General features: G+C 48.4%; 15 protein-coding genes. 1 reads left to right on the forward strand and 14 read right to left on the reverse strand.

Going from position 1 to position 22,849, the window contains the following annotated elements:
* Positions 1-36: 36 nt before the first annotated feature.
* From C7E00_RS09330 to C7E00_RS09390, 14 genes are all read right to left on the reverse strand, one after another.
* Complete coding sequence (locus tag C7E00_RS09330; RefSeq protein WP_105304036.1) at positions 37-1,008, reverse strand: glycosyltransferase family 2 protein; 972 nt, start codon at positions 1,006-1,008, stop codon at positions 37-39.
* A gap of 83 nt (positions 1,009-1,091) precedes the next feature.
* The gene (locus C7E00_RS09335) at positions 1,092-1,745 is read right to left on the reverse strand and encodes a hypothetical protein (RefSeq protein ID WP_105304037.1); all 654 of its coding nucleotides are present in this window, start codon (positions 1,743-1,745) and stop codon (positions 1,092-1,094) included.
* On the reverse strand, positions 1,745-2,359 hold the full coding sequence (locus tag C7E00_RS09340; RefSeq protein WP_105304038.1) for a hypothetical protein: 615 nt from the start codon (positions 2,357-2,359) through the stop codon (positions 1,745-1,747). Before C7E00_RS09340 ends, C7E00_RS09335 begins: the two co-directional genes overlap by 1 nt.
* Before the next feature lie 11 nt (positions 2,360-2,370).
* Complete coding sequence (gene pilM, locus C7E00_RS09345; protein WP_105304039.1) at positions 2,371-3,369, reverse strand: pilus assembly protein PilM; 999 nt, start codon at positions 3,367-3,369, stop codon at positions 2,371-2,373.
* A gap of 14 nt (positions 3,370-3,383) precedes the next feature.
* Positions 3,384-4,166: a prepilin peptidase gene (locus C7E00_RS09350; RefSeq protein ID WP_105304040.1), complete on the reverse strand. Its 783-nt coding sequence runs from the start codon at positions 4,164-4,166 to the stop codon at positions 3,384-3,386.
* Positions 4,163-4,594 (reverse strand): hypothetical protein, encoded by a 432-nt coding sequence (locus tag C7E00_RS09355; RefSeq protein ID WP_105304041.1) that lies wholly within the window; start codon positions 4,592-4,594, stop codon positions 4,163-4,165. Before C7E00_RS09355 ends, C7E00_RS09350 begins: the two co-directional genes overlap by 4 nt.
* Position 4,595: 1 nt before the next feature.
* On the reverse strand, positions 4,596-13,163 hold the full coding sequence (locus C7E00_RS09360) for a CHAP domain-containing protein (RefSeq protein WP_105304042.1): 8,568 nt from the start codon (positions 13,161-13,163) through the stop codon (positions 4,596-4,598).
* Between the two features lie 15 nt (positions 13,164-13,178).
* Positions 13,179-13,715, reverse strand: a complete 537-nt coding sequence (locus C7E00_RS09365; RefSeq protein WP_135358202.1) for a pilus assembly FimT family protein — start codon at positions 13,713-13,715, stop codon at positions 13,179-13,181.
* A 25-nt stretch (positions 13,716-13,740) separates the two neighbouring features.
* Complete coding sequence (locus tag C7E00_RS09370; protein ID WP_105304044.1) at positions 13,741-14,052, reverse strand: type IV pilus modification PilV family protein; 312 nt, start codon at positions 14,050-14,052, stop codon at positions 13,741-13,743.
* Positions 14,049-14,762, reverse strand: coding sequence for a hypothetical protein (locus C7E00_RS09375; protein ID WP_105304045.1), 714 nt, complete (start codon positions 14,760-14,762; stop codon positions 14,049-14,051). Before C7E00_RS09375 ends, C7E00_RS09370 begins: the two co-directional genes overlap by 4 nt.
* Positions 14,763-14,885: 123 nt before the next feature.
* Positions 14,886-15,029 (reverse strand): hypothetical protein, encoded by a 144-nt coding sequence (locus C7E00_RS16200; protein WP_167836544.1) that lies wholly within the window; start codon positions 15,027-15,029, stop codon positions 14,886-14,888.
* Between the two features lie 99 nt (positions 15,030-15,128).
* Positions 15,129-17,981 carry a bifunctional diguanylate cyclase/phosphodiesterase gene (locus C7E00_RS09380; RefSeq protein WP_105304046.1) on the reverse strand — a complete coding sequence of 951 codons (2,853 nt, stop codon included), beginning with the start codon at positions 17,979-17,981 and terminating at the stop codon, positions 15,129-15,131.
* The gene (locus C7E00_RS09385; RefSeq protein ID WP_167836545.1) at positions 17,978-19,906 is read right to left on the reverse strand and encodes an EAL domain-containing protein; all 1,929 of its coding nucleotides are present in this window, start codon (positions 19,904-19,906) and stop codon (positions 17,978-17,980) included. Before C7E00_RS09385 ends, C7E00_RS09380 begins: the two co-directional genes overlap by 4 nt.
* A 199-nt stretch (positions 19,907-20,105) precedes the next feature.
* Complete coding sequence (locus C7E00_RS09390) at positions 20,106-21,056, reverse strand: type IV pilin protein (RefSeq protein ID WP_105304048.1); 951 nt, start codon at positions 21,054-21,056, stop codon at positions 20,106-20,108.
* A gap of 272 nt (positions 21,057-21,328) precedes the next feature.
* Between C7E00_RS09390 and C7E00_RS09395 the strand changes: the two genes are divergently transcribed.
* On the forward strand, positions 21,329-22,681 hold the full coding sequence (locus C7E00_RS09395; protein ID WP_167836546.1) for an IS200/IS605 family accessory protein TnpB-related protein: 1,353 nt from the start codon (positions 21,329-21,331) through the stop codon (positions 22,679-22,681).
* Positions 22,682-22,849 lie beyond the last annotated feature (168 nt).

Consider the following 22,849-nt stretch of genomic DNA (forward strand, 5'->3'; position numbering starts at 1 on the left):
TTGTTAATTCTATTTTAACACCATGCGGAATAACCGTCAGTCTTTATCTTCTTTCTGATCAGAAGTCCGTTCGCTGATGATATAGCGCGGGCGATGCTTGGACTCCATGTATGTCTTTCCGACATACTCGCCGATAATGCCGAGGCTTAATAAGATAATCCCTCCTAAGAAGCAGATGATGCATACCAGCGAAGCCCAGCCTGCCACGGTATGGCCGCTTACGGCTCTCACGATTGCCCAGATGATGCCGATGATGCCGATCAGTGAGACGAGGATGCCGAGCTTTGCGATCAGATGAATCGGCTCAATCGAAAGACTGGTGATGCCATCCACCGCAAGATTGATCATCTTCTTCAGCGGATAGTGGCTCTTCCCTGCCAAGCGCTCATGGCGCTCATAGTACACGCACGTACTTTTGAAGCCAACCAGCGGAAACATGCCTCTGAGAAAGATATTCACTTCCCGGAAGTCGGCAAAATGCTGCAGCACCCGTGAACTCACCAGACGGTAATCCGCATGGTTATATACCGTCTCTACGCCCATCCGATTCATGAATTTATAGAATGACTCCGCGCTGGTCCGCTTGAACCACGTATCTGTATCCCGCTTCGACCGCACGCCATATACAATCTCTGCCCCGTTCAGATATTCCTTCACCATCTGATCCATGGCATTGATGTCATCCTGGCCATCGCAGTCAATCGAGATCGTGATATCGCAATGATCCTTGGCTTCCATGAGTCCGGCAAGCACGGCATTCTGATGGCCGCGGTTTCGGGACTGGGCAATACCGAGGTAGTGCTTATCCTGTGCAGCAAGGTCCGCGATGATCTTCCAGGTGAGATCTTTGCTCCCATCATTGACAAACAGAATTCTCGAATCTTCCGCGATCAGTCCCTGCCCGGCAAGATCCTGAATCTTCTTCAGAAACTGCGGTGCAGTAATGGGCAGCACCTCCTGCTCGTTGTAGCAGGGAATCACGATCCAGAGCACTGGTTTTTTCGTCATACATGATACCTCTTGAGACATTTTACCTGTCACGAAGTTCTTCTGCAATTCCCATCAGAAAAGCAGGAGCTCATTGCCCCTGCTTAATTGCTGTAAGCCTGTGCCCGATTCTGGAGTTCATCGCCAAGCGTATCATCCGTGGTGCTGTCATCCTGGCTGACCGTAAGACCAGAGAGATTGGAAGCACCTTCGGTCGTCTCGAAGAAGGTTACCTGAATAGATGCATTCAGGTCATTGCCATCCTGGATGCCCGTTCCCGCATTCCGGTCATAGCCGGAAACCGTCACGTCTCTGATCAGACAACGGTACTTCATCTCAGACATCTTCTGCAGAACATTCCGGAAGTTCTGATAGGAAGTGCAGTGGAACGAGATCGTCACATCTCTGCGAACAATCGTCTGAGTCAATACCGGATCGCTCCAGGAGAGGCTGACATTGTCTGCATCTTCATCAAAGATCTCACCCATGGCTGTGATCTCTGCGCTCTGATTGTTGTAGATGCTGAGATCCCCGGTGACTTTTCCTTCCGAGTCCTCAATGACCCGCTGCATCTGGCTGATCTTCGATGCCTTGGCGGTCTCGACCTGAATCTCCGTCACCAGCGTATCCGTATTGTAATCAGCAAGCCTTGCCTGCACATTGCGGTAGACGACTTCATAGTAGAAGAACCCGAGGAACAGAACTGCACAGATCAGAAGAAGGATCTTCTCCCGTTTCGTGAATTCATGTGACAGCATCACTGATTCCCCCCTTCTGAAGAAGTAGCCCAGGTAATCACGACACTAGCCGTCACGAGGTTTCCGGTCTCATCCCCGGAAGCCGCTGCGGTCGTTACCGTAACATACCCATTTCGGGAATCATTCTGCAATGCCTTCAGGAATGTCGATACCGTGGAAAGATCCGTCACCCCAGTCTGCACCGTAATAGTGCTGCCGCTGATCGAGACATTCTCCAGTTTCACATACGGCATCATATCGGCATCCAGCATATCGAAGACACTGCCCTTGTCAGCTTCCATCTTCTCTTCATCCGTCATGTACCAGTCAGTCACTTCATCATACTGTTTCTTGACAGAATCATAGCTGCTGTTTGCTTCCTGCAGCTTCGTGAGCTGCGCGGCCATCTGATTATACTGCGCTTCCGCAGCATTCAGCTCATCCAGGCGATCATAGATCCCCACTTTCACGAATCCTGCCAGAACCGCCAGAAACACCGCAAACCAGATGATTGCTTTCTGATCCTTTGCTTTCTGCTCGTCGATGACGAGATTGATATACGTCTTTTCCGGATAGCGTGCTTTGACAGGCTTCAGACTGATTTCCTTTGAAAAGATGCTCTTCTTTTCACTCATCGATCAGCACCTCACTCCCCATAGAAGCAGATCCCGCAGGCTGCCGATCCGCTGATCAGCGCTTCCTCATCAGAAACTGCTGCATTCTTCAATGAACTGAGCAGAACCACCTTCAGCGGAACCGTATCGCTGATCTGCTTCACCAGCGGTTCAATCCAGGCCCCGCCCCCGGTCACATACAGCACTTCCAGGGAATTATCCCGCTTCTCATACGTATAGTAATTGACTGCCCGCATCACATTGACGGCAATCTCACCGGAAATATCTGAAACCGCCTCACTGTCCAGAACGCCATCCTTATTCTGCTTCAGGTGCAGCGAAGCGATATGAATATCGCAATTCATCTGTTCCGCAATCCGCTGTGCCATAGTTTCACAGCCAATCTCATAAGTCCGCTTGGTATCATAGACGCCATCTGAGAACATCAGAATATCAGAAGAATGATAGCCAAGATCCAGAACTGCAAAATCCCGGTTTCTGCTTTCCGGAACCAGCCGGTTCAGAAGACAGCCGATCGCAAGGGAAGCCGGAGCAGCCTCGACAAGCTTCAGACCGATCCTCCGAAACATGGTCTGGTAATCCAGCATCTTCTGCTTTGAAACGGCTACTCCGAGCAGATCCATTCCGGTATCCTTCCCGGATTCATCGCTCTCAATGCCGATCATCGCATAGTCAAACAGGTAATCATCTTTCTCTCCCGTAATGAAATCATGAAACTCAAACGGAAGATTCACCTTCAGCTGGGCTTCGGTCATAAGCGGAAACTGCAGACGGCGGATAATCGTCTCTGCATCCGGGACAGCAAGACATACCTTCTTTGCAGTGAACTTCTGCTCCTTCAGCACATCCTTCAGGAAGTCAGAAAGTCCGTCCATGGAGACAACCTCACCATTGCGGATGATATTGTCAGGCATATCGGCGGCGAAGAACTTGACCAGCTTATGATCCCTCACTTCAGCAATTTTCAGACGGCTGGAGCCGAACTCCATACCAAGCAATCCATTTGCCATACGTCAAAACCCCTTTAGAACAAGCTGAAATACCAGCTTACAATCGGCAATCCAACCAGCAGGCAGATCACAGAACTGATCGAGATCGACGGCCCGAACGGTATCTTCTGCCGGTGTAATAATAACACGAATAAAAGGCCCACGATGCAGGACAGGATAAGATTCAGAAAACCTTCTGCCGGGCCGAGATACAGCGACACCATGAAATACAGCTTGATATCTCCCCCGCCCATGCTGTCCTTCCCTGTGATCTTATCAAAGAGAAGCGAGAAAGCAAGCATGCCTCCGGCAATCGCAAAGCCTCCGATCAGTCCATTCTTCACCAGGGAGCCGATGGATTCACCCATAAACGGAAGACAGATTCCCCACCAGACAATCCCGGCAATGATGAATCCATCCGGAATCTCATAGCTCTCCAGATCCACCAGCGATAATCCGAGAAGAATGCTCGCCAGTCCCATGGCCCTGACTGTTTCCATGCTCAATCCGAACCACTCCGCAAAGAATACGAACAGAAGTCCTAAGCCAGCCTCTGTCCATAAGCAGTCAGAAGGAATCTTCGCTCCGCAGTATCTGCATCTGCCCTTAGCAAGCAGATAGGTGAATACCGGAATCAGATCTCTCCAGCCAAGCACATGACCGCAGGCATCGCACTTCGAACGCCCATGAATCCAGTCCTCATGCCTTACAATCCTTCCGGCAATGCAGTTCATGAAACTGCCTAAAGCAGCCCCGAGAAAGAAGCATAATACAATCACCCAGATCTGGAATCCGATGGAAAAAGAACTCAGCCTCATTGCCTGCCCTCTTCCCAGCTCAGCATGATCTTTCCCTCTGAGCACACGACTTTGATCACCATGGTTCCGGGATCTCCATAGTACTTCTTTCCATCAATGACCATCGTGGAATCCTCGTTATATCCATAAGGCTTCTCTCCAACAATGGTATTCTTCACATTGTCGTAATACGCAACATATCCGCTGCTCGTCCAGTGCGGACATCTGCCATCGCTGCCATCAACCGGACAATTCAATCCATTGTTTGAATTGATCCTGGCAAGCGATTCTGCGGTATTCGCAGTCAGGCCATCATTGCCATGATCCACCCGGATCTTCATCCAGTCTCCTCCCTGAATCAAAAAGAACACCGCGAAGAAGATAATCAATGGAATCAGAATCAGTTCCAGAACACTGATCTCTCCTCTGTTTCCCCCTAGCTTCTTCATATCATTCCTCACTAGACGCAGAAGCTGACGGCGTCTCAGAAGCTGCCGGCACAATCTCCTTCACGGAAGGAACCGGTGCAGATTCTGCCGGAGCGGAACTTGCTGCAGCAGAAGGAGAAGCTTCGATCTCAGTTACAGAAGGAACCGGAGTATTGGCAGGTTCTGAGGTCTCTGAGGGTGCTGCAGTTACAGTGATTTCAGAAACAGATGGTGCTGAAGCAGATGCACTTGCAGAAGGAACCGCAGTTTCAGTGATCTCAGATACCGACGGAGCCGGTGCAGAAGCACTTGCCGATGCAGAAGCTTCTGGAGTCAGAGACGGCTCTGCAGTTTCTTCCGTCACCTGTTCTTTTCCGAGCGAAACGGTATAATTCACGGCAGCACCCTTTGCAAAGGTTCCGCTGTCATGCGCAATGATCGTTCCTGCTTCCGCAGTATTGCTGTATGCTTCGCTTCTGGTTCCGACAGAAAGACCCTTCTCAGCAAGATCCTGAAGTAACGCTGTTTCATTGTTTCCTACATAATATCCATCCGAGATGACAATCGTCTCTTCGGTTTCTTTCTGTTCTGTTTCTGCTTCTTCGCGAGCAGCCTGTTCCTTCTCCATCTCGGCGAGTTCTTCTTCCGTAATGTCTGAGGTTCCGGATCCGCTCAGCCAGATATATCCGTATCTCTTCTGACCATGCCGGTCGCCATAGGCAGGCCACCAGCCCTCATGATACATGCCGCTGTAATTGCCTTCCTTGATATAGACCATCTGTCCATCTTCGCTGACATCTGTCACAAAGCCGACATGATTTGAAAACACAATCAATGAATTCTCCGCAGGTTCTGAAGACACGGTAAAACCAGCTGCCTTTGCCCGGATCAGCCAGTAACCGGCATCACCCCATGCAGGAAGACGGATTCCCATCGTCTCATAAACAAGCTGCCATGCAGTCCACGTGCAGTTATTCGTATTGCCAGGATACGGATTATAAGCAGCACTTACGGAAGACGTCCAAGTATCCGCAAACGCAAGCAGGTCATTTCTGACCCACACTGCCTTCAGCTTCATATCTCCGGTCACCGTAATCACCGCATCCGGATCATAGTCATAATGGATGACCCCTCCCTTTCCGGACCCATCCATCACTTCCAGAGACTCCGTTCCCTTATTCTCCTGATCCTCTTCAGAATCCACCAGTCTCCATCCAGCGAGGGTATAGCCCTCATGCACCGGATGAATCAGAGAAAGCGATACAGTCTTGCCAACTACTATCTTACGCTCGATCGTAACTGCTTGTTCATCCTCAGTCACGACGTCGCCCGCTTCCGTAGAAATTCCTTCCATCTCTTCAGAAGGATCTGCAGAAGCAGAAGGCTCAACAGTTCCTTCACTCTCCTCTTCCTTCAATAGGGGCAAAGGCAGCTTCACTGCATGCAGGTATGGAACCGCAGTACCTCCGCCAGCAGCAGGACTCATCGACGAACTTTCAGAAGCACCAGGCAGCGGACTTGCAGAAGCCTCTGCAGTAGCACTCGGTGACGGATTTGCCGAAGCTTCCGCAGAAGGACTTAAAGAAGGAGTCTCTGTTTCTTCCGGAGAAGAACTTGCAGAAGGAGAAGGAGAAGCCTGCTCTTCTTCAATCTGCTGAGACTCTTCTTCTTGAGGATCTTCGATAATGAAGAATACCTTGGCACCAGAAGCTTCAGACTCAGTCCAGTCTCCGATATAAGTACGCTTCACTTCTGAATCAGAAGCAGAAGACTTCAGTGAAGTATAGATCGGGTAAGGATAATTACTGCCAGTTAGAGAAGAATCAAAAGGCACTGTATTTTCAGCATCTGAAGTACCAGAAGATACCTTATTCTTAAGTGCATCTGCTGACACTTTATTGATTCCAACTGCTGAATCAGAGATTGACGATGTATTTCCATAGCGATCTATCAGGTTTAGTCCGATAATCGAATCACTCTGATCTAGATAATTCGTATCTTTTAAAACAATATAGCTTTTCCATGTTGCAGGATCAGTATTCCCAAACCCATTCAGGATAGAAGCCGCCAAATACGGATTATCCGGAGAAGGAGTTATTATCTTTCCTGCAAAGTAACAGTCAGACATTTCAACATCATGCGTGTACCAGTAATCATTTCCGTATTGAGCGTAAGTACTGTAACCAATCAATCCGCCGCCCATCTGACCATTAACTACAGATACAGATGCGGAAGAAAAGGATTTTCTGATAGTAATAAAACCTTTATGCAGCCCGATTAAGCCTCCGGAAATTCCTTGATTGGAAGTAATGTCTGCCTTTTCTAAGGATGTGGAAACCGTCTGCAACCCATCCGAATTAGTATGACCGCCAGAATAGGCATTTAATACTTCCGCAGTGTTTGTTTCCCAATCAAGATATCCGATCAGCCCGCCTGCAGCATAACTGCTGGATCTATTAGTGTTATCTGTATTCTGAATAACATAAACAGAAGCAGCGCAATGATTAATCTTCAGATCATCATTGTAACTTTCAGAAAATGCATATCCGATCAATCCGCCGGCATATTGCGTACCCGAAACCTCAAAATACCGGCCACCAACAAAACTGTTTTCCAGATCTATAGAAGCCTTTCCCGCATATCCGATAATGCCTCCAGCAACCGTTCCGGAGACTGAGCCTGCGATAGTCGGACCCTCAGCAGTTGTTCCTTTTATGATCACATTTGTGATTTTCAGACTGGCGGCAGAATTTGGTTGGGGCTCTATCTTACCAATCAAGGTTCCAGAATATTTAGAAGATTCAATAACCGGATTATTGATGTTCAGATCTGAAACACTGAAATTTTTATTAACCAATGCAAATAGACCAGCTTCTTCCAGGTCCAAGGTCTTAATATTACCCAGTTGATCATAATAAGACATCGTTCCGCATATTCTGAGATCGCTGATGGAATAGCCATTTCCATAGTAATTCAGAAGCTCTTTCTGATAGATACCGATCAGAGAGTTTTCTGGTGTCGCCATTACTACCGAATTATTAGTATAACTATTGACCCCATCTGCAAAAATATGGGTTCGGCCTGATTCAGAGCGGAAATACTCACTCACATCAATATCACCATATTGTTCTGCGTTCTGAATGGTTACATGATTCCACGCTTCTGAGTAAAGAGAAACATCATAACTGAGATTTTCCAGATGTCTGGTGTTATGAATCAATGCGGTATTGCTGAAGTTATTCTTATCAAGTTCATAACGAACAGAAATGACTTCAGCAGAAGGAGAATACAAAGATGACTGATAAGAAGCGTTAAAGGACCCGTCACCGAACAGACTATTCGTAACAGCACTGAAATAGGAATCGTTAGATGCATAATCAGACTGGAATGTATCAGCTCCTGAAAAATCAGCAATGATCTGAATATCCTCACCAGGCAGGAAACCAGAGAACATTTTTGCAAATCTTCTGTCATCAGAAAAATCTCTATTCTCTGTATCAAACGTTCCTGCGTTGCCGCCGGAAATATCATCCAGAACAAGCCGGATCTCGGAGGAAGAAGGATCAAATGATGCATACAGATGATTAACAGCACTTTCAATGTTCACCTGATTATCTTCCGAAATAGAAAGCTTAGCAAAAGCAACCTTCCCTGAGGTTTTCCCGCAGATTGCAACATTAACCAGGTTGTTCCAGGTGATGTTGGAACGATCTATTTTCAGTATTGCTTCTAGAACATCTCCATTGCTGATATCAAGACTTTCAGTCCCAGCATTCATCCAGTCTCCAACATGCCGTGTCTGGCTGCTGTTCTGATCTGTTATGGTATACGTCTTGAAGGGATAATCGTTCTGAAGACTCTCCGAATCATATTTCACCGTAACTTGATTCTTTCCCGCAGCAAAAGGATCTGAACCAGCAGTTCCGCCAGATACCTGGATCGTTGTGGACCCCGAACCAATCACAGAAATCCGGTGATTGATATTTGCCAAATAATAGTTATCAGTTCCTGAAACAGCATTGTCCCCTGCATATCCAATAAAGATTCCGCTGACTGAGTTAATTCCGACCAGCCCAGTTGAATAGCATTCATTCACGTTAACTGTCCCGCCGGAAATGGAACCGATCAAACCACCCGCAGCTTGAACTGCAGAAACGGAAGCAGTTGAATAGCTCTGACTGATTTCAAGGTCAGAATTTTCAATCAAGCCAATCAGACCGCCACCAATCGACTTCGATGAAGGAAGATAAATATTGAAATTAGAATTTGAATACTGACCCTTTTCAATATGTCCTCCAGACTGAGAACGTTCAATGGAAGAGCCTGTTCCTGCATTGTCAATACTGCCGATTAAACCGCCGCCTTTGTTGCTCCCGCTACCAGAAATATTCTGAACTCTGATCAGAACTGCAGCCTGGGAATCAGAGATCTTCACCGGTTGATTATTTGCATTGACAATTCCAACTAACCCACCCGCAGATGAATTCCAGTTAGATACAGAGATCGTGATATTCTTCCCATAAGCAGAACAATTGCTCATATTAAATGAGCCGTTTGCTACTGCAGCGATTCCTCCTGCATAGCTGCTGCAGAGAACTGAAATCGATGAATTGCCAGTCAGAGTTACATTCTGAATAGTGCCATTAGTGATACTTCCGACCAGCCCAGCAGCTGATCCAAACGCAGTCCCGGTAGTTGCAGTGACATTATTCAATGTCAGATCATGGATATTGACTCCATCAGCTAATTTCAAGAAAACTGCTGCCCCGCTATCCTGAATATTATGATCTTTATTGAATCTATGAACTTTTGCGAGATCAATCTTGATATTTTCGATAGTAAAGCCGCTGCCATCATATTCTTTAATCGAAGTATTCACAATCGGATAAAAAGTGTCTTCCGAGGAGGCACTATAGTATGGACCAAATACAGTAACAGAAGAAAGCCCATTCTTGGCTTTCAGATCCGAAACAAAATCAACCGTTTTGGAATCTTTCAGGTACGATTCTTCCTGAGATGCCATCCAATGAATATTGTCTTTCTGAACTGCTTTGGAATAACTAATTCCTAACATTGAAAAATCAGAATCGAGATTCTCAAGATGCCGACTGTTCTCTATATAAGCAGTATCTCCATCTGTAGCATTACCGAATAAACTGTTGAAAGTAACTTTGCCTGCATCAGACGAATCAAATTTACTATCCCATCTAGAAACCACTGAGAATTCAATTGATTCCCCAGGGATAAATCCGGTTTGGAAGAAAATGCTGTGAAATTTATGTTCTTTTATCGTAAGATCGTCAAAATCAATTGCATAAAAATCATAGTCAGAAGGATTTGCAATCGGATCTGCCTCTGGTGAACCGGATGATTTCTGATATGCTTTTTTGAATTCTGAATACTCCTCAGAGCGAAGCATTGAATACTGTGCAGATTCTGTAGTCTGATGCAGATTCGAAGGCTGGCTATTTGCTTTCCAATTCGGATCCCTGTTATAACCATAATCCATAAAATTTTCCCATGAAATAATTCCATTGCTGACCTTCACAGGAACATAAATCACTTTTTTAGATGTCAGTCCTTGAACTCTGATGGTAAATTTATCGCTGGTAAGCTGATCTTTCTTCGGAATATTAAAATGAACCGTCAGCTTATTTCCGTTTTCAGCCACCAGAGCAGTATCAGCGGTTACTTCAGCAGGGATCTGCCAGTCTCCGAAGTACTGATTGTCATTCGAATTCAAATCATAGGATGATCCGCTGTAGTAGGCTGCGTTCAGCTGAGAAGTCGTCATGAACGGATAATCAGATCCTAGCTTGCTGTCATTCGGATGAGCGTTCTTCTCTTCTACCGCAAACGGCGTATTTGCAGTGCCAGGACCAGCAGAAATAATTCTATCGGTATTCGAGTTTTCCTGGTTATTCAGGACAGCGGAAATAGACTCATTGAAATCAGAGCCCTTCAGAACAAAGCAGTTGCTTGCCGTAAACCCGCTGGCATTAGTACCGAAGAAAGATCCGGAATGATCTGTTCCGAATATCTTTCCGGCCGAATAGCAGCCATTTAAGGTAACGTTTCGATTTCCATTTCGAATTTCATTCAGAGCAGCAATGAAACCAGCGGCTATTGAATGATTCCCGGTGTCTGAAACCGACGCATTGCTGAAGCTGCTGCGGATCGTCAGAGAACCGGATGTCGTACCGATGAAGCCGCCGGCAAAGCTATTCTCGGCAGTACTAGTGACATTGTATCTGCCCTGCCCTTCAGCAGCGTCCTGATAGCTTGCCTCCTTGGTTCTTCCTGCTGCATATGCCCGTTCAATCGTGAGGGACCCGGATCCGGAACTGACGCTGCCGATGAAGCCGCCGGCAGAACTGCCATTGCCCGAAGAGCGCACATAGGTGTTCGAAAAGGAATCAGTGATAATAACCGTTCCATTTGCTGCAGAAAGATAACCGATAAACCCTCCTGCCGCGGTACTTCCGGAAACCTGCTCTATCTTGTCAGGAGTAGGATCATTATCCTTATTGGTTCTGGAACGGAAACTGCTGTCCGAAATCTGAATCTCTGCAGCTGCTTCAGAAGAGATCGAACCGGCAATTCCTCCGGCTGCGCCCTGATTGGAAGTGATTGATGCATAGCTTTCTGCAGACACCTTCACATAGCGGATCGCAAAACGAGAAATAGAATCCGCTTCTCCGATCAGGCCTCCGGAGGCAGTGTCTGAAGAAATCTCCATGCTGGTGACAGAGATGCTCAGCCCATTGGCTTCCTGTTTCTCAGAAAGCGATTCGGACCCGAGATAGACATTGCTGCGGGAGATCCAACCGGCAAATCCGCCGGCAGATTCCTTTCCTTGAACAGTAAGATCCGAAGGCTGATTGTTCCCGATTGCAGAATGGGTAATGATCAGATCCCGCTGATCAGCCTGAATTTCAGCACCTGGTTCAATGACCTTCCCGATCAGGCCGCCGGCACAACCGCTGGCCGCATGGACAGAGATCGTGCCATCCAGGAATACCTGCGAAATCTTCAGTCCATTCGTGCTCCTGCCGACAAGGATCCCGGCGTCTCCACTGGTTCCTGCGGCCGCAGAAGCCTCGCGGAAGAACAGATTCTGAACCTGGAAAGATTTGCCAGTATTCGGGTTCTCTGCAAATAATCCTGCATTGCCGCTCTTCCCCGGCCCGAACGAGAATCCTCTCAGGATATGATCATTGCCTTCGAAAGAGGTCAGAAAGTCATTCTCAATGCTGCAGAATGCAGAAGAAGCCCTGACGCTGCTGCCATCAGCACCATAGATATTGAACTCCGAAGGCACACTCTGATTCTTCTTCAACTGGCTGACAAGGCCGATGAAGCTTGCAGAATCATTTTTCCAGACAATATCCCTGGTAAGCTCCGCCGACTGAAGAGAAGCGAAGCTGGATTTGCGGATACCGGAAACCGACTGATCCAGATTCTGCAGATGACGGGCATTGGAAATGGTAAGTTTCTGGCCATCATTGGACTCAAACAGACTGTTTGCGGAAGCGGAAACTTCGGCAGACTGGGTTCCGTCTGCTTTGACCGCATATGCAGTGACCGTGATATCTTCACCCGGAAGAAAGGCTCCAGAGGTATTTTCTGCCGTCTTTGCGTTAAAAAGATATCCGAAGGCGCGGGCAGGTTCCGTGAGATCATCCAGGATGATGCGGAAGCTTCCGGTTTCTGCAGACTTCCATGCCTGATTCAGACGATCTGCGATCGTCTTGCTGTCATCGGATCCGGCAGTGATCTCTCCGCTCTTGGAGACCTTGATGACTGCTTCTGCCTTGCTTGTCATTCCGGTGAATTTCAGAACTGCATGATCATAGTCCTTTCCCGAATTCGGGTAGACGAAGTTCAGCTTCAGGACCTCTGCATTATCAAAGTAAACGGAAGGTTCTGCTTTGGTGCCGCCGGAAATGGATGCACTCTCTGCTCCGCCATACCAGCCGATGAAGACCTTTCCGTCATAAGAAAGACGCGTGTCATTGCTTCCGTGAACCAGCTCCAGATAGCTCTTCAGCTCACTCAGATCAAAGACGAAGTTCTGATCGGAAGAAGAAAAATAGCTGCTGGAATTATCGGTATAAAGAACTCCGTACACGGAAGCGCTGGAGGCGTTATAAATCACGATATACTGACCATCGGTGCGGATGGATTCCGTGATGGCACCATATGGAAGAATCTCATTCCATGCTGCCGCATAGGGTCCTTCAGAAGGCTCCTGATTACGGACGGAAAGAATTGCCCGATAGTCATCGGAATCCGTGCCGGAAAGAACGAGCGTGTCTCTGGATACCGGAACGCCGAAATCAGAAGATGCCGCGTTTTTCTGATAGGCCTGATTCCAGCTGCCATCTGCTTCTGATGCAGTCAGATGATTCTGAGCCGCAATGAAAATCTCGCGGGCAGCGTTATCCATTTCCGCAAGCTTCAGACGCTTCTGATAGCGAGCTGCGCTGACAAATCCGAAGGATGCCAGAATGACCGTGATCGCGACGGTCACTAGCAGTTCTGCCAGCGTGAATCCCTTTCTGTTTTTCTTTGTCTGGAATCTGAACATGTTCCTCACATCAATCTATTTCTGATATTCTGCAATCGGTCTCACTGAGAGATTGGTGCTCTCGAGCGGAGCATTGCTGTCTTCGGAAGAGAAGACAGAGATCGTATAATTGACACAGTGATTGTCACTCTGAATCGGCTGAATCGATGCATAGAGGCCAAGGGTCTGGGTCTTCTGGGTCAATAGCTGCCGGCTGGAGGTGCCATCAACGGTCTGGATGAAGATGCCGCTGGCGGAAAGACCAGCCTCGGAAGTACCATAGGAACCGTTGACCAGCTTCACCCTGGCATTCTGCCGGGAAGAATAGAATTCATATGTTCCATTCTTTCCATTGTCAAATGTGACATCATCTGCCCACCGTACTTCTTCTGTGACTGCAGATACCGCAGTTGCCAGTAATGTCTGGGCATCCGCCTTGAGACGCACATTCCGATAGGCTGACATCACTGCAGGAATCCCGGCGACCATCGCTGATAAAACAATCGAAAGAAGCAGAACCGTTACCAGGGTTTCTGACAGAGAGGCACCTGCATTCGTGCATAATCGTTTCATTCCCGTTCTCATCATCCTGCTTCCCTCAGTCATTCAGAGTCCAGACTCTGATCGTCCCATGATAGGTATTGGAATCCTTATCCGGATCGGTATTCTCGCCAGTCATCGTAATGGGAAGCTTCTGTGCAGACCCTTTCGATGAATCCTGGGCTTCCATGGCGTTGAATTGCTCCATATAATCGGCATATGCCTGCTCAGAGCGGCGGATCATATTGCCGCTGGCAGAAATCATGGAAACCAGCATCACAATGCCTAACGCGATGACCAGCATTGCGACGAGGACTTCACTGATTGACTCGCCCGAAGAAGAATGCAGCTTGTTTCTGATCCTGCTCATGACTGTCCCTCCGAAAGCTCTGCATCGCTCCAGGCCACCCGGAAATAGATCTGCTTTCCGTTCAGTGTCCGATCATAGCGGATTTCCGGATATTCCGGAGTCAGCACAATCACAATCGAGCCGCCCATCGGCTGATTCGTCTGATCCAGAAGCGTAACCGTGATCGTTGTGCGGTAATCGCTCTGCATGGCGATGACTGCCCGGGCATCATGAGTCAGACCGCTGGATGCAGCAGTTCTTGAAATCCGATAGGTCCGGGTCAGCGTCTGGCTGTTCTTCTTGAGTTCTGCCTGATGCGCTTCCCAGATATTCGCATTTCCTGTATCCGTTCCCCAATAGGAGCTTCCAAGGGCTTGGATTGCTTCATACTGACTCTGATACTGCTTGCTTGCAAGCACCTTCAGCACATCGGAAATCGCAAGCGGATCTGCCGAATAATACTCAGATACAGTCTGACCTTCCAGGGTCTGGCTTACATAGGCATTGTCTCCAGTCAGTTCATGTTCCAGGTATCCTGCATACAGCTGCAGTTCTTCCTGTTCTCTGCTTCCCGTTTCCAGGCCGCTGATTCTTCCTGCAGACGAACTGGCTGCAGCAAGGATCATGGATCCGACGGCAGCGCACATCACGAAAAACAGCAATGCCACCATCAGAGAAGCACCTTCCTGGGACCTCAGTTTCTGTTCTGCCTTCGCAGCAATCCGCTTCATGTTTCCGATCCTTTTTTAGAGCGCAGACGAAAACCATCTGTGCTCCCCTTATTATATGACAATCCGCCTGTGATGCGAGCTTTCGGGCATATTCTGAAAGAAAAAAAGAAGGATGGTTTCCCATCACTTCCAGAGCCATTGATGAAGCTTTGCGGTTACTTCTTCCAGTTCCTTTTCACTCATGACCGGAGCAGCCAGCGATTCCGTTCTCTCTTTCTCCTCCACGTCTTCAAAGAAACTGTTTCCCTGTTCCTGTTTCTCGTCCATGATTTCCTCCCGCAGAATTTCAACATGGGTAATGATATGCCAAAGAAACAGAAAAGAAACCCTTGTCTTTTCCAGAGAGAAGGGCTTCCTTGATGATCATCACGCTTTTTCGCTTTCCCCTGCCTGCCGGCTTTGGTAGTTCGTGATCGTAAGCACATAAGCTTCTCTGCCGGCAGAAGGACTGCTGGCAAGCAGAGCGATCTCCCCGAAATAGGTTTCTTCGGTGTCGAGAACATGGAACTGAGTAACCCCGGACAGCTCATTCAGCCGGGCGATCGATCTCTGGATTTCCTTCAGGAAAACCCATTCCCGGGGGATCTCCTCGCGATTTTTCTTCCTTAGAAGAACGGGTGCGCACAGCTTCTCCATATCTTCATTCATTCTCAGGAAATACAGCTCGCCATGATCCTGCTCCAGAACTCCCTTCGCAAAGACCGGCTGCTTCTGACCCTTATGAAACAGGAAGGATTCCATCGGTCCATCCAGATCCACCCAGGAAGCAGACCGGTAAAACGTCCTGTCTTCCTCGCTGATCATATTTCTGAAAAACAATCCCTCCGAAAGCTGGCTGAATGGGATCGGCTTGCTGAAATAAAACCCCTGGATGAGATCTACCCCTGCCCGCCGGGCAAACCAGTACTGGTCACTGGTCTCGATGCCTTCCGCAATGACCTGAAAGCCCATGGAATGGCTGAGACTGACGACCTCGGAAATGATCTTCCTTGAGCGATCCATGGATCCCGATCCCCGCATGAATTCCTGGTCCAGCTTGATTCCGGAAACCGAGTAATCTTTCAGCACGCTGAGCGAAGACTGACCGGTTCCGAAATCATCAATCCAGATCTTAAAACCCCGGCTCTGCATTTCGTTGATGGCCTGAACCATCGTGTTCTTTCTGCCGACCGCAGATTCCGTGATTTCAAACTGAATTCGCTCCTTTGCAACCCGATGCTTTGCCAGAATATGCTCGATCGCATCCGGAACCTCAATCACATCAAAATCATCCTGGGAAAGGTTCACATTGACAAAGAAGTCCCCTGTCTTCTGATCAAGTTCAAGGCAGACCTGCTCCAGCAGATACAGATCCAGATGAAAGATCAGATGCATGCGTTCGAGACAGGGAATAAAGTCTGCCGGAGAAAGGATTTCCTCCTCTGGCACCGTCCATCTGGAAAGAGCCTCGAAGCCGACCGTCTTTTCGCTGAGCGCACTGACAATCGGCTGATAGAAGACGCTGATCTTCCGCTGCTCAAGGGCTTCGATGAAATGATCCTGGACATAGGTTTCCTTCCGGCGCACGCGATCCATCGCAGCATCGTAGAATACCACTTCTTCTTCGGAATTCTCTGCATTTTCTGCAGCATATTTTGCATTATAAAGACCCTGCATCGGACCAGCCTGATCCTCATTCTCCAGATTGCGGTACGCCCCGCATTTCAGGCTCAGATAAGCCTCCGGACTGAGGTGGCTGATCTCTTTGCGGATCAGATCCACCCGCTTAAGGATTTCTTTGTCCGACGCCACAGTATAAAGGACAAAATGATCCAGTTCCGGATTTGCCAGCAGATCTCCTGGGAACTGACGGCTGATCGCCATTGCCACAGACTGCAGAATCGCGCGGCCGGCTTTGAAGCCCAGGCGATTGGAAAGATCTGCAAAATGGATGAGATCAAAATACAAGGTCGTCCAGCCGGAAGCGAGAAAATCCGGTTCATGAAAGGACTGCAGGATCTCATCCAGACTCATGAGAGAAGCCAGGAAATCTTCTTTCCTCTCGCCATCCGGCTGAGACTCTGACGCATGTTCCAGCTTTCCTCCGGAAACCGAATTCCTGCCGCTACCTTTGACCGCATAGAGACAGCGATCCGCAATTTTCATGCACTGACGAAGATCCTCTTCGCTCCCTGGCTGGCCGCTGCAGAAACCGATGCTCATATTCATCTGAATGCCAAGCGACATATTGTGAGCCGCTTCTTTCTGAACCATCTGCAGCCGCTGCTCGAATTCCTCAGCATCTGACGACATGGAAAGAATCAGAATCTCATCCCCGCCGAAGCGATAGCAGAATTCCTGATCCCTGGAGAATTCCTTCCGGATCTGCTCTGCCATCAAGACCAGCAACTTATCCCCGAACAGATGTCCATAGGTATCATTGATATGCTTGAAATAATCCAGATCCACGAGAGCAAGGCAGATCTGGTGATGCAGGTACTTCCCGAAATCATTCCGCCAGGCATTCCGATTCAGCAATCCGGTCAGCCCGTCGGTGCGGCTCTCATCCTGAAGCTGGGAATTGCTCTGTTCCAGCTGCTGGCGGATCGCTTCATACTGCACAAACGAGTACCAGCGGATACTTGCTACGAAGATGCAGAAGATCTGAAAAATCATGAGATCGACGAGGTCCTGCCCTGGCGTCATAGGACGAAATCTCAGCGTAATGAAGATTGCCGGAGCAAGATCAGCCACCATGAGCATCAGCATCTCCCGATGCGCATAAAGAGGAACCAGAAAGGTAACCATGGAAATCAGCAGATACTCAAAAAAGAAGCTGCTTCCTTTCTGGGTGGTGAAAAAGGTCGTATTTGCCAGCAGCATCTCCACGATCGAAAACACCCGGACCGTGAAGAACGCATGATTCTTTCTGGTTTCAAATTCTTCCCGGTCTTTCAGCAGCAGGCTGAAGAAGACGATATTCACCCCGAGAATCAGCGCATACACCTTCGGCGCATTGAACCACGGAAGGATCTCGCCTTCTGCCTGAACCGAAGAAGTTCCCACGAGCCCGATCAGAGAAAGCATGGAAACCAGTACTGCAACCCAGAGAAAATAGAATACTTCCTGGCGGAGCCACTCATTCCGGAAGGATTCATTCCGGTATAGCTTCTGATCGTCGGTACAGAAAACCAGTCGGATCTGTCTCTCCAGCCAGTCTGCCCAGTTCTTTTTTTTCATGATTCCTGCGTCCTGCCTGCTTCTTTATCCGCAATGATCTTCTTGAGGAATTCTTCTTCCGGAAGCGGCTGTGCATAAAGGAATCCCTGAAAAAAATCACATCCAAGCTTCCTGAATACTTCGGCGGTTTTCTGATCCTCGATTCCTTCTGCCGTCACCAGGATCTCCATCTCATGACATGCATCGATGATATGCGGCATGATAAAATCAGGCTTCTTCATATAGCTCCATACCATATCCTTGTCCAGCTTCACACACATGAACGGATTATCCTTGAGCCGTTCCAGATTCGAAGACATGCTGCCGAAATCATCCAGGATAAAGGGGATTCCTGCTTGCTGAAGCAGGACAATCTGCTTATGAAGAACGGAAGAATCCTTCAGGGACTGCTCCGTAACCTCGAGCGACACGCTCCCCGGCTTCAGATCATAAGTCCGATAGATATTCAGATACCGCTCTGCCAGCGAAGCATCCATGCATTGCAGCGGCGAAAGATTCACATTGATCCAGCAAAGGGAACTGCTGCGGACAGCTTCTGAAGCCATGAATGCACATGCCTTGCGGAACATCTGCTCGCCCAGCTCCTCGATCATGCCATTGCTTTCCGCTACCGGGATGAATTCATCCGGTCTGATCACTCTTCCATCTTCATCACGGATTCTGGCAAGGGCCTCGCTGCCCTCTGGCGTTCCGTCCTTCGCCGTGACAATCGGCTGCACATACATTTCCACCTTATTTTCTGCAATGGCCTGATTCAGGCATTTGCGGACATAAATGGTCCGCTGATATTTCGCCAGAAGCTTGCTGTCTGCAGAAATCACGCGACGCTCGGAAGGCACCGCGGCCAGCCGGAACGCATACCTCAGAAATCCGGTTGCAGTTTCCTGATCCTGGAAGCTGCAGGATCGGCTGAGACAGATCATGCCGATCTGCAGAATCAGGTCTGCATGATCGCAGCGCCAGTGCTGCCGGAAGCGCATCCGCAGGTCTTCCAGGATGGCTTCCTCTTCCACCAGCTGATCCGTCATCAGAATAAACCGTCCGTCCTCCACATAGAAGGAACTCATCTTCGGGAAATTCTGCAGCAGGTACTGTCCGATCATCCTGGTTCCTTCTTCCATCTGCTGATCGCCATACATATCTCTCAGGCCATTGAAATCCCTGATCACAAACCCGACGATGCGAAATTGCTTCTTTCCGCTTCGGAGGTAGATATCTTCCAGTGTTTTTCTCCAGCCGCGCAGATTGAACAGATTCGTGCTCATATCGGTAATGCTCTCCGGGTTCAGATACTCCGACAGAATCACAGCATCCGCAAACATGCTGAACATATCCATGACCAGGACAGACGGGAACAGAACGCGGATCATGCCTCCCGCAATCAGCGCCGCCACAAACATGTGGGCTGCCGTGCGGCGGATATCCGGAGCGGTATGCTTTCCTTTCATCAGGGATACTTCCATCATGATGCAGCAATAGAAAATCTCCGCATTGATCAGGTAGTACAGAGGTCCGGATTCATAGCCATGATCCCCGATCGAAAAAATCAGACCATTCAATGGACTGGTGATAACCAGAATCATCATTGCCATCATCGGAAGCAGATAAGAGAGAATGCAGAAAAGCGACATTCTGTCCCATTGCTTCATCAGCACAAGCGTAAACCGGTAAAACAGGAAAATCCGGGCAATGAAGGAAAGAAAAAACAGCAGGTTGACCACCGTAAGCAACCCTGCCGGATATTCTGCCCAGTGATTATCCATGAGGCAGGAAAAATAATCCAGAATCAGTGTCAGAAGATTGGAATATAGCAGAGCGCTGTAAGCTCTGCTCAGAAGTGTCGGTAGCCGTCTGCGGTAGAAGAACAGAATCCCGATATAGACCTGAAGAATCAAGGTCGGTAATGTATAGTTGAACTGCCACATAAAGTAACCTTCCATTCAGGAAATAACCCTATTATACATTCATTCATATAGCCATAATCATGGATTTCTGAAATTCCTGTTACCGATTTCTGACATTCCGGTTCACGAAAAAGCCGGCTCTCAGATAAGCATGCATCATTCCGGAAAAAGAAAATACATGCCAGAAGGATCACCAGGAATATTGATCCTTGCGCCCGGATTATTTGCTTTCTCTGTAGATGCTCTTTCCTTTCAGGTAAGAATACTTGTCCAGATCCACTCGGCTGTTTTTCTTGTCCATCATTCCCTGGTCCAGAGATACTTTTTCGTTCTTATCATTGAGATAATACCATTTGCCTTCAATATCAAATTTCAGTCCGCTCTGATCCGGCAGAACCACTTCTGCAAGATCAGGAACATTCACCGCCGACAGATTCGACAGATCTATTGAGCCAATCGTTATTCCTGAAAAATCAATTTTCTTCAGAGATGAATAGTCCTTCAATGCAGATTGATCTCCGCGTCCGAAATCAATTCCTTTATTCAGATGCCCATTATTCAGAGGATTATCAACAATTTCGAACAGGTTGTTTTTTCCGAAAACGATGGATGTGACCTGGTTCTTTTCGGCAACATTCTTCAGAACAGAACCTGTCGTGATATTCACATATGAAAGACTTCCCTGCCTGAACTCCAGGGAATACGTTCCATCCTCCTGTTTATGGACAAAGTCATTCACATTATCTTTCGTGACATCGACCAGACCTTTCAGCTCCCACTCTGCTGACTGGGTACCGTCAGAACTGATCGTTACCGCAACAATGCCGCTGGCCTTGCCGGTATTCGGAATTCCGGAAGCACCATCCCGGACCGGATCAAACGCCGAATGAGATTTCCCGTAGCCTTCTACCCTTGCTCTGGCAATATCAAGATCCGTCACTTTTCCCGCCGCGGCATCATAATAGTAAGTCCTGGTCCCGGACGCTCCGTCTGTCATGTACTCTGCCGCAGCAGCCGCTTTTGCCGATCTGACATTTGCCAGATCTACTGCCTTTCTGCTCTTCTCAAGCTGCCCGCTGAACACAGGAATGCTGATGGCCACAAGGACTCCGATGATAGCAGTGACAATCAGAAGCTCGCCAAGCGTAAAGCCTTTCTCATCTCGTTTCATCGGTGCCTCCTCCTTCCAAAGTACCTTGAATTAGTGGCGGCGCATTCCCTGTCTATAGCAGCGTAAGCTGTTTAGGCGGGGTTAGCCGCCTTTCTTCTGCCCGCATGACGTCGATAGCCTTCGTTATCGCGTTTTCCTTGTTCCTGGATGTAAATTCTCACCGCTTCCATTGTGCTCTGTTTCGTTCCGGTGATTGTATGATTCCGTATTTCTGATTCCTTATGCTAAAACACTCTTCCGAATCTGCTATCCTGTCTGCAGGGCGAGTATCTATGCAGGTTGTAAGCAGTTATGGCGTACACATTCGGGACAGCTATGATGCGCTGAAAAGAACAGCGGATCTCTTTTCGTATGCCGTTGCCTGTCTGGTGCAGACAGCTCTTGCAAACTGGAGCAGTCTTTCTGATACAGACAGTTCGTTTGCACGCCTGAGAATGATTGAATGCATGGTTCATTCTGCTAATGGGTTCTCTTCATCCGACTCCTTTGATCAGAAGTTTCCGAAGTTCCCGTCCTATTATCGGAGAGCTGCTATCATGCAGGCTCTTGGCATCGTTTCTGCTTATCAGTCAGCCATGAAGAGCTGGAAAGCAGCTGGCTGTAAAGGCGAAGCACCGAAGCTGGATTCCTGCAGGCATCGGATGCCTGCACTGTATCGCGGCAATACCTATAAGCCGGTAATAGACAAAGAGACTGGCGAAGTGCTGCCTTACATGGCACAGATTAAAGTGTTCCGCAATAACGACTGGGTATGGGATACCGTTCGTCTTTCAAAAACGGATACGGACTATCTCGAAAAGAGAAGCAGAAATGCAGAGATCTCGGCTCCTGTGTTAGAGAAGAAACACGGATGCTGGAAACTGAGATTCGCAGTTACGGAAACAGTGAAATTGTCCAAGAAGCCGATCTCGGAGCAGAAGATCTGTGCTGTCGATCTGGGTGTTAATACAGATGCGGTATGCAGTGTCATGGACTCAAGGGGTACTATCCTGGCGCGTAAGTTCATTATGCGCGGAAGAGAAAAAGACCCCTTGAGCAATGCCCTGCATCGGGTATCTGTATTCCAGTCTCTGCATGGATCACATGACTCCGGAAGGCTCTGGAATATTGCAAAGCGGAGAAATACTAACCTTGCGCATCAGGCCGCACGGGAGATCATGAACTTTGCCATTGCAAACGAATGCGATGTCATTGTCATGGAGTATCTTGACACCAGGGGAAAGAAACGCGGCAGTAAGAAGCAGAAGCTTACGATGTGGAAGCACGCTGATATTCAGAATACTGTAGAAAGCCTTGCCCATCATTACGGGATCCGTGTTTCACATGTCAATGCGCGGGGAACCAGCCGCCTTGCGTATGACGGAAGCGGACGTGTGAAACGAGGAAGAGAAGTATCCGAAGATACGCCCTATGACGTCTGCGTATTCAAAAGCGGAAAGACCTACAACTGTGATCTTTCCGCCAGTTACAGCATCGGTGCCCGTTATCTGATCCGCGTGCTGTTTATGGAATCACCCGATCTTATGACCAAAGTCTCTGGGATCGGGAGTGGAACCCAAAGGACGTTAGCTGACCTGTGGAAGATCAACAGGGCTATGTGCTCTCCTCTTCCCGCAGCAGTCTGACGATCCTGACATCAGTCTGAGAAACGTTAGTGCAGATGGGTAGATAAGTTTCGGCTTGTGTGCTGTGCTGTCACCGAATCGTTTAGCAGACGGAAGTCTGAGGGCACACAAGCCCTTGGAAGCCCTGTCTATAGTGCATCAGCACTTAGGCGGGGAGGTTCACCATAT

The organism is Anaerolactibacter massiliensis (genome assembly GCF_900290205.1).
Classification (GTDB): Bacteria; Bacillota_I; Bacilli_A; order Erysipelotrichales; family Erysipelotrichaceae; genus Bulleidia; species Bulleidia intestinalis.

Bases quoted from the DNA above. Each gene is read 5' to 3' on its own strand.
- C7E00_RS09330 (WP_105304036.1), bottom strand. From the start codon at position 1,008: ATGACGAAAAAACCAGTGCTCTGGATCGTGATTCCCTGCTACAACGAG.
- C7E00_RS09335 (WP_105304037.1), bottom strand. From the start codon at position 1,745: ATGCTGTCACATGAATTCACGAAACGGGAGAAGATCCTTCTTCTGATC.
- C7E00_RS09340 (WP_105304038.1), bottom strand. From the start codon at position 2,359: ATGAGTGAAAAGAAGAGCATCTTTTCAAAGGAAATCAGTCTGAAGCCT.
- pilM (WP_105304039.1), bottom strand. From the start codon at position 3,369: ATGGCAAATGGATTGCTTGGTATGGAGTTCGGCTCCAGCCGTCTGAAA.
- C7E00_RS09350 (WP_105304040.1), bottom strand. From the start codon at position 4,166: ATGAGGCTGAGTTCTTTTTCCATCGGATTCCAGATCTGGGTGATTGTA.
- C7E00_RS09355 (WP_105304041.1), bottom strand. From the start codon at position 4,594: ATGAAGAAGCTAGGGGGAAACAGAGGAGAGATCAGTGTTCTGGAACTG.
- C7E00_RS09360 (WP_105304042.1), bottom strand. From the start codon at position 13,163: ATGTTCAGATTCCAGACAAAGAAAAACAGAAAGGGATTCACGCTGGCA.
- C7E00_RS09365 (WP_135358202.1), bottom strand. From the start codon at position 13,715: ATGAAACGATTATGCACGAATGCAGGTGCCTCTCTGTCAGAAACCCTG.
- C7E00_RS09370 (WP_105304044.1), bottom strand. From the start codon at position 14,052: ATGAGCAGGATCAGAAACAAGCTGCATTCTTCTTCGGGCGAGTCAATC.
- C7E00_RS09375 (WP_105304045.1), bottom strand. From the start codon at position 14,762: ATGAAGCGGATTGCTGCGAAGGCAGAACAGAAACTGAGGTCCCAGGAA.
- C7E00_RS16200 (WP_167836544.1), bottom strand. From the start codon at position 15,029: ATGGACGAGAAACAGGAACAGGGAAACAGTTTCTTTGAAGACGTGGAG.
- C7E00_RS09380 (WP_105304046.1), bottom strand. From the start codon at position 17,981: ATGAAAAAAAAGAACTGGGCAGACTGGCTGGAGAGACAGATCCGACTG.
- C7E00_RS09385 (WP_167836545.1), bottom strand. From the start codon at position 19,906: ATGTGGCAGTTCAACTATACATTACCGACCTTGATTCTTCAGGTCTAT.
- C7E00_RS09390 (WP_105304048.1), bottom strand. From the start codon at position 21,056: ATGAAACGAGATGAGAAAGGCTTTACGCTTGGCGAGCTTCTGATTGTC.
- C7E00_RS09395 (WP_167836546.1), top strand. From the start codon at position 21,329: ATGCAGGTTGTAAGCAGTTATGGCGTACACATTCGGGACAGCTATGAT.